Genomic DNA, 12,391 nt, shown 5'->3' with positions numbered 1-12,391 from the left:
ATCTCGAGAGCGGGGTCGAGGGGGCCGCCGACCGCAACCAGGGCATGGCCGGCGTTTCGTTGACAACCTGGCCTGTGATCGTTATAATGTCAAACAAAGGAGACTGAGCATGAATCTGCGTATCCCCGGCCCCATCCCGGTTCACCCGCGGGTGATGGCGGCCATGAATCAGCCGATGATCAATCATCGCGGCCCCCGTTTCAGCGCCCTTTTTGGCGAAGTGGCCGACGGCCTGCGCTGGGCGTTCGAGACCAGCCAGGAGGTGCTGGTGCTGACCAGTTCTGGCACTGGCGGCCTGGAAGCGGCCGTCGCCAACATCGTCAGCCCGGGGGACCGTGTCCTTTCGCTGAGCATCGGCAATTTTGGCGAGCGTTTGCGCACACTGGCCCGTCTTTACGGAGCGCAGGTGACCGCGCTGGACGCGCTGGCCGGCCAACCGATAGACGTCAGTCAGGTGCGCCAGGCGCTGCAGGAGAATCCTCCCTTCCATGCGCTGCTGGTGACGCATAACGAGACCTCCACCGGCGTCACCAATCCCATGCGTGAGATCGCCCTGGTTCTGAATGAGTTGGGTGAGGCGCGTCCGCTCACCATCGTGGATGGCGTGAGCGGCGTTGGCTGCCTGCCCCTGCCGATGGATGAACTGAGCCTCGATGTGGTGGTCAGCGGTTCGCAAAAAGCGTGGGGCCTGCCGCCTGGCCTGGCCTTCGTGGCGGTCAGCGAGCGGGCCTGGCCGGTGATCGAGCAGTGCCGCTCGCCGCGCTTCTATTTCGATCTGCGCCAGGCGCGCAAATCGGCCGCCAGCCGGCAGACGCCCTGGACGCCGGCCGTGGGGCTGATCTTTGGCCTGCACGAGGCGCTGATCATGATGCGCGAGGAAGGGTTGCCTGTCATTCACGCCCGCCAGCGTCGCGTAGGTGAATTCACGCGGCAGGGCGCGCGCGGCCTGGGCTTGCAGTTGTTTGCCAATCCAGCTTTCGCCTCCAACGCGGTGACCGCCATTCGCGTCCCGCCTGGCGTCGAAGCGGCCAAACTGCGGGCACGGCTGCGCGACGAGTTCGGCCAGGAGGTGGCCGGCGGTCAGGGTGCGCTCAAGAACGACATCTTCCGCATCGGCCACATGGGCCAGGTGACAGAAGCGGACATCCAGCCGGTGTTCGACGCCCTGCGGCAGATACTCCAGCTCGTCTGAGTAATCAGCCGCCCCGTGAATGAATTCACGGTCTGATACACCAAAACCTGCTCAAGCAGGTTGGTATTGGGTGCGACGACTCAATTCGTGTCATTCGTAGCAGTTTCGCACACCACGGAGCAAGAATCCTGTTCATCCTGTCCAAATCGGCCTGCAGGGTGAGCAGAACTCGGCCGGCGCCACGGCCTGGGACTGGACAAGTAAGCGGTGCGCTGCTTGTTGAGGTCCTTGAAAACCTGGCTTGTCGCGGTCGAGGGACCCGTGACAAAAGCTTCATTTGACAGCCTGTTTGCGACTCACTATAATGTATGCTGCAAGTGGGAATAGACTTCACTTTTCCGCCTAAGAAAACAGGCGCAATTCGTGCCCGCTTGCAGCATACCATCCGTTCTTCTCCTTGAATCAGTGCAACAATCGTAAACACAAATTGCAGTTGAAGCACTTGCCCAGCCAGGCGGCGCGTTGAAAGAGGACGCGGGCGCTTGGGCGGTCTCCCCACAAACACTGCATGACAGGAGGCGCCTTCCATGTCCTCATCGTCGTCATCGTCGTCATCGTCATCGTCGTCATCCGCTTTGGCACGTGATCCGGCTCTGTTGGGCTTCGTCACCTTCATCGTGACCCTGGTCATCCAGGCATTTCACGCCTCCGAACATATCATGCAGATGCTCCAGAAGTACGTCTGGCATCTGACCCGTTTTCCCGGTTTGCTGGGTACCTGGTTCGATTTCGAGTGGATTCATCTGCTCTTGAACCTGGCTATTTTTCTATCTCTGCTGGCCACCTGGATACTCTACACCAAGAATCCTGCCATGTGGCGCGACAGCGCGCTGGCGGCCGCCATGCTGGCCTTTCTTCTCTACTTCCAGGGCTACCACGTCCTCGAGCACTACATCCGCGTCCTGCAATACCTGCAGGGGGTGCCCTCGCCCGCACCGGGCATCCTGGGTCGCATCTTTCCTGTACTCGAATTCCATTTCTTCCTCAACACCGTGTTGACAACGGCCATGATCGTTGCCTTCGTGGGTTTCCAACCCTGGCGTGTCGTTACTTCTCGCAGAAGCCAGCCTCTGCAACCGCGCAGGGCACATTAGAGACGGTAGATTTGGCGTCATCGAAATAAACCGGTCCGCGCCTGGCCTCCCCAACTCGCTTCAACCGAGGTCACGCCCGGCGTGACGGCGACGAGGCAAGCAGGTAGCTTGCGTGACGGCGACGAGGCAAGCAGGTGGCTTGCGTTACAAGGAGGACCGATGAAACACCTATTCGCCGCCCTGGCACTGTTGGCGGCTGGCTTGCTGCTGTGGTTCGTCATGGGCCCCTCCGCGCACGAGGTGGTCTCCACAACGTACGGCACCGAGGTCGCAGAACTGGTCATTGTGCTGGCCCTGGTGGCGGCCGGGGCCGTGCTCTGGCTGGCCTTGAACGCACCGGGCGCGCCGCGCGTGACCAAGCCGCGCCCCGCACGCCGCACCCGGCAGCTCGTGTTTGCCGTGCTCATCCTTTCACCCCTCTTCTGGGGTGCGCTCATGTGGCCGCTCTTGCGCCCTTCCCCGCACGATCTGCGCAACTGGCGCTCTCTTGTGCCCGAATGGGCCGTCTCCGCCCTGGTCAACGTCGGTTTCGCGGCCTCGCCCCTGACGCCCGTCAACCCCGACCTGAACGGCGATGGTCAGGTAGACATCCGCGACATCCAACAGGTCACCGCCTGCTGGATGCGCTCCCCCACAGATCCTGGCTGCGACCCGGCCGATCTCAATCGCGACCAGGCCATTGACGTGCTCGACATCTCCATCGTCGCCCAGGCCTGGCATCACACCACAACCACGCTCGTATGGACCAGCCCCACCTACAGTGAACGCGATGTCGCGGTGACGCGCGAAACGATCTTCCATTTCAGCGCGCCCCTGGACATCGCCGGTGTCGTGCCCTCCACCTTCACGGCCCAGTTCGCCGGCCAATCGCTCAGCTATTTCCTCTACGTCTCAGCCGACGCCAGGACCGTCACCCTCTTCTACGACCAGTATTTGCCGGCCAACGCGCGCATCACCATCACCATTGATGGCGATGCCCTGGCCGATGCCCAGGGCTACGCCATTGACCTGGATGGCGACGGCGCGGCCGGCGGCGACGGCACCCTCGTCTTCGACACCCTCACCCTGACCATCCTGCCCGACACCGTGGTCTGCGGCCATGTCTTTGCCTCCGAACTTGCGCCTGGCGGCGGCGGCTCGGTCAACGTCCCGCTGGAAGGCGCCACCATCACCGTGGACGGCGCGGAAGCCACGCTGCGCGACACCACCGACGTCAATGGCGATTTCTGCCTCGATCCCGCGCCCGCCGGCAGCTTCTTCGTTCACATTGACGGCCGCACCGCCGTCAACAACGTGCCGCCCGGCGCCTACTATCCGTTCGTCGGCAAGCGCTGGGATTCAGTCCCCGGCGACACCACCGACATCGGCAACGTGTACCTGCCCCTCATCGAGCCTGGCACCCTGCAAAACATCAGCACCACCGAGCCGACCACGATCACCGTGGCCCCCTCGGTCATCGCGGCGCACCCTGAGTTTGCCCTGGCGCACATCGTCGTCCCCCCCAACAACCTGTTTGCCGACAACGGCGTGCGCGGCGGCCTGGTTGGCATGGCGCCGGTGCCCGCCGACCGCCTGCCCGGCCCCTTGCCGCCCGGCCTCGACCTGCCGATCGTCATCACCGTGCAGACCAGCGGCCCGAGCAACTTCGACCTGCCGGTTGCGGCCTGTTTCCCCAACCTGCCCCTGCCGGCCACCGGCCAGCCCCTGCCGCCTGGCGCGGAAAGCGCGCTGTGGAGTTTCAACCACGACATTGGCGAGTTCCAGGTCGTGGGCGGCATGCACGTCTCCGCCGATGGCACGGTCGTTTGCACCGACCCCGGCGAAGGCATCATTGCGCCTGGCTGGCACGGCAGCATGCCCGGCACCACTCCCGATTCGGGCGATGACGGCCCACCCTGCGAGCGTGATGCGGCCGGCTGCGCCTGGGGCGCGTACACGGCCGCGGCCGACTGCGCGATGGCCTTCACGCCCCTCGGCTGTATTGGCGGCGGCCTCTACGGCGCCTTCGCCACGGGACGCGATTGCGTGCTGGCGTCCAATTGGCAGGCTTGCGCCATGAGCGCCGCAGGAAATATGGCCAGCGGCATCTCCGGCTGTGCGGGCTACGGTAAGATCTCACAGTTGATCACCTGCGGTTTGGGCCTGGCCGGCCTGGCCGATGCCTGCGGCTGTCAGCCTGACTCCGATCCGCCCCCGCGGCCGCCGCGGCCCACACCGCCGCCGCCGACCGACACCCCCGAACCCACTGACACCCCTGAACCCACCGACACACCGGAGCCGACCGACACACCGACCCCGGCGCCTACGAACACGCCAACCGACACCCCCACGCCGCCGCCCACCGCGACGGCTACCTTTACCTTTACGCCAGGCCCGTCATCCACGCCGACCGACACGCCTCCGCCCGGCGCGACGGCCACGTTCACCCCGCCGCCCACCGCGACGCCGACGCGCCCGCCCACCCATACGCCGACGGCCACCCGCACGTTCACGCCTACGCGCACCCCTACGCGCACGCCGACGCCGACCGCCACCCCCGGCGTGCCCAACAACAACGCGCTCACCGTTGTCATCAACGAGGTGGCCTGGGCCGGCACGGCCGCGTCGTTTGCGGATCAGTGGATCGAACTCTACAACACGCGCAACTACGCGATTGACCTTGCCGGCTGGACCCTGCGCGGCTCGGGCAATGTCCCCTTGATTGCCCTGACTGGCACGATTGCCGCGAACGGCTACTACCTCCTGGAACGCGACGACGACAACACCCTCTCCGACATCACGGCCGACAAGATTTTCAGCGGCGCGCTCAGCACCTACGGCGAGCGCCTTGTGCTGATGAACGCGGCCAACGAGATCATGGACACGGCCAACAACGACGGCGGCCCCTGGCCCGGCGGCGAAATGAGCGAGGACGCGCTGCGCACCCTGGAGCGACGCTCGGCCGCCACCGTGGACATGGACATCAACTGGGGTTCCAACAACGGCATCCTGTACAACGGCCAGGACGCCAACCAGAACTGGTTGTTCGGCACCCCGGGGCAGCTCAACTCCCTCTCGTTCAGCGGCGCCACCGATGTGCATTACCTGGCGCAGCTCGACCTGATGACCACATTCCAGGATTATGTGGTCACAACCACCGGCTCGGCCATCTGGACGAGCGTCGAGACCGGCATCGGCCCGCCCGACGCCTCGATCCTCATTGACCAGCAGATCCAGGCCATCCTGGTGCAGACCTACGCCGCGACCGCGCAGAACTCGGCCGGCGGATTGTTCATTGTTCCGAGCGAGGCGGCCGCCATCCTGGCCCTGCCGCGGCCGGCCGGCCTGGCCCAGGGCGATGTGCAAGCCCTGATTGACCGGCTCAACCTGACCGTTGACCTGTGGAACCAGGGTCTCTTCACGCACGCCCAGGCCGGACGCAGCGATTTCATTGACCGCGAGGCGCTGACAACGGCCATCACCCGCGTGCTGGCCGCCATTTCGCAGCTGGAACTGGCCGGCAACAGCTCGCAGTTCAGCTACCTGGCGACCTTTACCGAGTTCCGCGCCGTCACCACCGCGCGCCTGGCCGTGCCGGGCGACATCAGCGACCGCTCGCGCATCTACTACCGCCTGGAGACCGGCGGCGAGGGCGGCAGTCCGGTCTTGCGCGGCCGCATGCGCCGCGACGGCCGTTTCGACATTGCGGCCATCGCGCCCAACACCTTCTTCCGCGTCTCCTACTTCGACCCCACGACTTTCAGCTACGGCTACGTTTCCTTCGTCTCTGAACGCTCCGGCCGCGTGACCAACATTCCCCAGGTGTTGCTCTACCCCCTGGAGACCGAAACCGATACGGATGGCGACGGCCTGCCCGATGTGGCCGAAACGGTCGTGGGCACCTCGTCCTCGAACCCTGACAGCGACGGCGACGGCATCAGCGACTGGGCCGAAATTCAGCAGAATACCGACCCGCTCAGCGGTCTGCCGGCCCGCACCGGCATCATCGCCAGTGCAGACACGCCCGGAACGGCCGTTGATGTCTGCGCCTTCAATGACCTGGTGGCTGTCGCCGACTCCGCCAGCGGGATTACGCTGTTCAACATCTACCGCGGCACGAATCCGACGATCATTGCCCAGGTGAACACGACGGGCAGCGGACTGCGCGTGGCCTGCGCCGCCCGCTATGTGGCGGTCGCCGACGGCAGCTCGGGCCTGGCCATCCTGGATGTGAGCAACCCGACTGCGGCCCACATCCTGCACCAGGTTTCCCTGGGCAGCACGGTCAACGCGGTGGCAGCCGGCGGCGATGTCGCCTATGCCGGTCTTGCCAACGGCCACGTGGTTGCCGTAGACATGGCTACCGGCGCCGTTCTCAACCAGAATACCCTGACTACGGCCGGCATCAACGACCTGGGGCTGAGCGGCGATTACCTCTACGCGCTGGTAAACGACCGCGTCTTTGCCCTGCTCCTGAATCAGGGAGTCATGTCGCTGACCGGCCTGGCGCCCTCGCCTTACGTGGCCGTCGGCAACAAGCGCCTCTTCGTGGGGCTGAGCACGCTGTACACCATTCACAACAAGGGTTACAACACCTTCAGCCTGGCGAACCCTGGCCGGCCTGTGCTCGTGGCTGCCAGCAACAGCGCGCAGTTCGGCTGGCGACAGATCGTGGACAACGGCGCGGGTCTGGGCGTGGCGGCCGTAGGCGCTGCCTTGAACTACGACGGCTCGCACAATGTTTCGCTCTACGATGTCAGCAATCCGGCCGTGACCAATCAGTTCCTGGCGACGATCCTGACCCCCGGCCACGCCGACGCGGTGGCGCTCTACAACGGCCTGGCCTACGTGGCCGATCACAACAGCGGCCTGCAGGTCATCAACTACCTGGCGTACGACAGCCAGGGCGCGCCGCCCACGATTGACCTGGCGGCCGGCTTCTCCCTCAACCCCGCGCAGGCGCCGGCCAACACCCCGTCCTGGATCGGCGCCACGGTTAGCGATGATGTCCAGGTGCGCAATGTCGAGTTCTACCTGGATGGGCAGAAGGTAGCTACGGACGGCGCTTATCCCTTCGCCTATTACTTCACCACGCCGCCCCTTTCGGCTTCGACCTTCAGCATCCGCGCCCGCGCTAGCGACACCGGCGGCAATGTGACCTGGACCGCGCCGGTCACGGTCAGCCTGATCACGCTGCCGCCCCCGCCGCCGCCCGTCAACCTGACGCTCACCTCCACCGGTCTGCCCGCCTCCATTCAGATCGGCGCGACGACGAGCTTCACCCTCACCGTGACCAACAACGGCGCCAATGCAGCCACCAACGTGACGCTGAGCGATGCACTGCCCATCGCCGGCGTCGAAGCCACCCTGCCGACCGCCAGCCAGGGAACCTGTACGCTCAACGGCAGCGTCGCGACCTGTTCCCTGGGCATGCTGGCGCCCGGCGCATTCGCAACCGTCGCCACCCATTTCGCGCCTTTCTACACCGGCAGCATCGTTCACAGCGCCAGTGTGCAGGCCGACGAACCGGACACGAATCTCACCGATAACTATCTCGATGAGACAGCCAACGTTACCCCAGCCTATGTCAGCGGCGTCATCACCCAGGACACCACCTGGCGCGGCCAATACTACGTCCTGACCGCGGACGTGGTCGTCACCAGCGGCGTGACGCTGACCATTGCGCCCGACACGATCGTCAAGGGGCGCATCAACAGCGAGCTGCGCGTGCTGGGCCATCTGGATGCGCAGGGCACGACGGGGCAGCCGATCATCTTCACCTCTGAAGCTGACACGGGCCGCGATCAATGGCAGGGGCTGGTGTTCGACGGCGGCACCGGGCATCTGCGCTACGCGACGGTCAAGCGGGCGGGGAACGGCAACAGCATTCTCGGCACGGCCACCAGTTCGCCGGGCAGCAACCTTGCGCTGCGCAACGTACTGACGGGCGAGGTACGCCTGGAGGAGAGTGTGGTGAGCGATGCCCTGGCCACCAACGGGGTGTATCAGTACACGGACTACGGTCTGTATGCGCTGGACAGCCGGGTGGTGGTGAGCAACAGTCTGTTCACGAACAACGGCAACGACAGTGCGGATTATGCACTCTATGTCACCGGCGGAAATAGCGAGATCACGGTGGTGGGGAACAGCTTCCAGGCCAATGCGGCGTGGGATGTGGGCGTGCCGGCGGCGCTGGTGCAGGAGGTCAGCGGGAACACGTTTGCAGGCGGCACGCGCAGCCGGGTGGTGGTGGCGGGCGGTGTGCTGACGCCTGGGGCGATCCTGCGCTACCAGGACGGGCTGACCGGCTACGAGCTGCCGAACAGCGTGACGGTGCCGGCGACGGTGACGCTGACGGTCGAGCCGGGGGTGATCGTGCGCGGTCGCGATGCGGCGGAGCTGACGGTTCTGGGGCATCTGGATGCGCAGGGGACGGTCGGGCAGCCGATCATCTTCACCTCCGATACCGACAGCGGCGGCGATCAGTGGCGGGGGCTGGTGTTCGACGGCGGCACGGGGTACCTGCGCCAGGCGACGGTGCGCTATGCGGGGAACGGCAACAGCATTCTGGGGACGGCGAACAACTCGCCGGGGAGCAACATTGCGGTGCGCAGCGTGCTGACGGGCGAGGTGCGGCTGGAGGAGAGTGTGGTGAGCGGGGTGCGTGCGACATCCGGCGTGTACCAGTATGCGGATTACGGTCTGTACGCGGACAGCAGTCATGTCACGATCAGCAACACGCTCTTCAGCAGCAACGGCAATGACGGCGCGGATTATGCGATGACTATCAAGGGGGCGTCGAGTACGATGACGCTGAGCGGCAACAGCTTCAGCGGCAACAGCAACAATCGTGTGCTCATCGCAGGCGGCGCCCTGGCCTACGGGCCGACGCTGACGCCGCACGCGGGGTTTGCGGGCTACGAACTGGCGGATGATTTCATCGTGGGGCAGGGCGTCACCCTGACGGTGCAGCCCGGGGTGACGGTGCGCGGCCGCGTCGATGCGGAGCTGCGTGTGCTGGGACACCTGGCGGCGATAGGCGAGCCGGGCCAGCCGATCACCTTCACCTCGGATGTGGACAACGGCCGCGACCAATGGCAGGGGCTGGTGTTCGACGGCGGCACGGGGCATCTGCGCTACGCGACGGTGAAGCGGGCGGGTAACGGCAACAGCATCCTCGGCACGGCCACCAACTCGCCGGGAAGCAACATGGCGGTGCGCAACGTGCTAACGGGCGAGGTGCGGCTGGAGGAGAGTGTGGTGAGCCTGGTGCAGGCTACCTCAGGTGTATATCAGTATGCAGATTACGGCTTGTACGTGGACAACAGCCACGTCACGATCAGCAACACTCTCTTTACCAGCAACGGCAATGACGGCGCGGACTTCCCCATGTACATCAAGGGCGCCAACAGCGCGGTCACGCGCAGCAACCTGAGCTTCGTCAGCAACGCCCAGAATCGCATCCTGCTGGAGGGCGACGCCATGACCGCGGGCGACATCCTGCTCAATCCGCACACCGGCCTGACATCGTATGAGCTGCGCACCGATTACATCGTGCCTGTGGGCAGAACCCTGACCGTGTCCCCCGGTGTCACCGTCATGGGCCGACTCGATGGCGAGCTGCGCGTGTTGGGCCACCTGGAGGCGCAGGGCACGGCGGGGCAGCCGATCATCTTCACCTCCGAAGTTGACACGGGCCGCGACCAATGGCAGGGGCTGGTGTTCGACGGCGGCACAGGGCATCTGCGCTACGCGACGGTGAAGCGGGCGGGCAACGGCAACAGCATCCTGGGCACGGGCGTCAGCTCCCCGGGCAGCAACCTTGCGCTGCGCAACGTGCTGACGGGCGAGGTGCGCCTGGAGGAGAGTGTGGTGAGCGATGCCCTGGCCACCAACGGGGTGTATCAGTACACGGACTACGGTCTGTATGCGCTGGACAGCCGGGTGGTGGTGAGCAACAGTCTGTTCACGAACAACGGCAACGACAGTGCGGATTATGCACTCTATGTCACCGGCGGAAATAGCGAGATCACGGTAGTGGGGAACAGCTTCCAGGCCAATGCGGCGTGGGATGTGGGCGTGCCGGCGGCGCTGGTGCAGGAGGTCAGCGGGAACACGTTTGCAGGCGGCACGCGCGACCGGGTGGTGGTGGCGGGCGGTGCGGTCGTGCCTGGGGCGGTCTTGCGCTACCAGGACGGGCTGACCGGCTACGAGCTGCCGAACAGCGTGACGGTGCCGGCGACGGTGACGCTGACGGTCGAGCCGGGGGTGATCGTGCGCGGCCGTGACGCGGCGGAGCTGACGGTGCTGGGACACCTGGATGCGCAGGGGACGGTCGGGCAGCCGATCGTCTTCACGTCAGACACGGACAACGGCGGCGATCAGTGGCGGGGGCTGGTGTTCGACGGCGGCACGGGGTACCTGCGGCAGGCGACGGTGCGCTATGCAGGCAACGGCAACAGCATTCTGGGCACGGCCAACAACTCGCCGGGGAGCAACATTGCGGTGCGCAACGTGCTGACCGGGGAGGTGCGGCTGGAGGAGAGTGTGGTGAGCGGGGTGCGTGCGACATCCGGCGCGTATCACTATGCGGACTACGGTCTGTACGTGGACAGCAGCCACGTGACGATCAGCAACACCCTCTTCAGCGGCAACGGCAATGACGGCGCGGACTATGCGATGATCATCAAGGGGGCGTCGAGTACGATGACGCTGAGCGGTAACAGCTTCAGCGGCAACAGCAACAATCGTGTGCTGATCGCGGGGGGCGCGCTGGCCTACGGGCCGACGCTGACGCCGCACACGGGCTTCGCCGGCTACGAACTGGCGGATGACTTCACCGTGGGGCAGGGCGTCACCCTGACGGTGCAGCCCGGGGTGACGGTGCGCGGGCGTGACAACGCGGAGCTGCGTGTGCTGGGGTACCTGGCAGCGATCGGCGAGCCGGGCCAGCCGATCACCTTCACCTCGGATGTGGACAGCGGCCGCGACCAATGGCAGGGACTGGTGTTCGACGGCGGCACGGGGTATCTGCGCTACGCGACGGTGAAGCGGGCGGGTAACGGCAACAGCATCCTCGGCACGGCCACCAACTCGCCGGGCAGCAACCTTGCGGTGCGCAACGTGCTGACCGGCGAGGTGCGCCTGGAGGAGAGTGTGGTGAGCCTGGTGCAGGCCACCTCAGGTGTATATCAGTATGCAGATTACGGCTTGTACGTGGACAACAGCCATATGACGATCAGCAACACCCTCTTCACCAGCAACGGCAACAACAGCGCGGACTACGGCCTCTACGCGACGGGCGCCGGCTCGCAAATCACCCTCAGCGCGGCGCGCTTTGACAGCAACAGTGGCTACGGCCTGCGCCTTCACAACGGCCAGGCCAGTATGCGCTGCGGCGGCGCTTCGAGCAACGGCAGCGACGGGGTTTACATCACCGGCGGCGCTTTCGATGTGCTCGGCGCGGCGCTCAGCGGCAACGGCAGCTACGGCCTGCGCAACACGAGCGCCAGTTCTGTGGACGCGCGCTACAACTGGTGGGGAGCGGCGGATGGCCCCGGCGGCAGTGGGCCGGGCAGCGGCAACGGCGTCAGCAGCAATGTGCTCTATGACCCCTGGCTGCGCAAGGACCTCTGCGTCTCGCCGACCGATGCCGACCTGGCGCTCGCCATCGTAGATGCGCCCGATCCGGCGCAGCCCGGCGCAGTGCTCACCTACACAGTCACGATCACCAACTACGGCCCGCTGGGCGCGACCGCGCTTGTCTTGAGCGACCCGCTGCCGGCCGGCGTGACCTTCGTGACGGCCATCCCCGATCAGGGAACCTGCAGCGAGGCCGGCGGTGTGGTGAGCTGCAGCCTGGGCGCGCTCGCCAGCCAGGCCAGCATCCAGGTCCGCATCGTGATTACGACCGGCGCGGCCGGTACGCTGACCAACACCGTGACCGTGACCGCAGCCGAACCAGACCCTGACCTGGGCGACAACAGCGCGGTGGCGCAAACCGTCGTGAGTACGGAAGCCACGCCCTAGCCTCCGACCGCCCCGCCTCTTCTGCGTCTTTGCCTCTTTGCGTCCTTGCGTTGAATTTTAACGCAAGGACGCAAAGGTCTCCCTCTCTCCCTCTCTC

3 protein-coding genes are annotated in these 12,391 nt (G+C 65.6%); all 3 read left to right on the top strand.

Annotated elements, in window-relative coordinates; all coding sequences use genetic code 11:
* Positions 1-109 precede the first annotated feature (109 nt).
* The 3 genes from IPM84_07115 (at position 110) to IPM84_07105 (ending at position 12,294) form a co-directional block, all read left to right on the top strand.
* Positions 110-1,192: an alanine--glyoxylate aminotransferase family protein gene (locus tag IPM84_07115; GenBank protein MBK9092537.1), complete on the top strand. Its 1,083-nt coding sequence runs from the start codon at positions 110-112 to the stop codon at positions 1,190-1,192.
* A gap of 527 nt (positions 1,193-1,719) precedes the next feature.
* Positions 1,720-2,286 carry a hypothetical protein gene (locus IPM84_07110; GenBank protein MBK9092536.1) on the top strand — a complete coding sequence of 189 codons (567 nt, stop codon included), beginning with the start codon at positions 1,720-1,722 and terminating at the stop codon, positions 2,284-2,286.
* 159 nt (positions 2,287-2,445) lie between these two features.
* Positions 2,446-12,294 carry a DUF11 domain-containing protein gene (locus IPM84_07105; protein ID MBK9092535.1) on the top strand — a complete coding sequence of 3,283 codons (9,849 nt, stop codon included), beginning with the start codon at positions 2,446-2,448 and terminating at the stop codon, positions 12,292-12,294.
* Positions 12,295-12,391: the final 97 nt, after the last annotated feature.

Source organism: Candidatus Amarolinea dominans, from assembly GCA_016719785.1.
GTDB lineage: Bacteria > Chloroflexota > Anaerolineae > SSC4 > Amarolineaceae > Amarolinea > Amarolinea dominans.
Note: the sequence above shows the minus strand (reverse complement) of the source record. Positions and strands in the feature narration are given on the sequence as shown.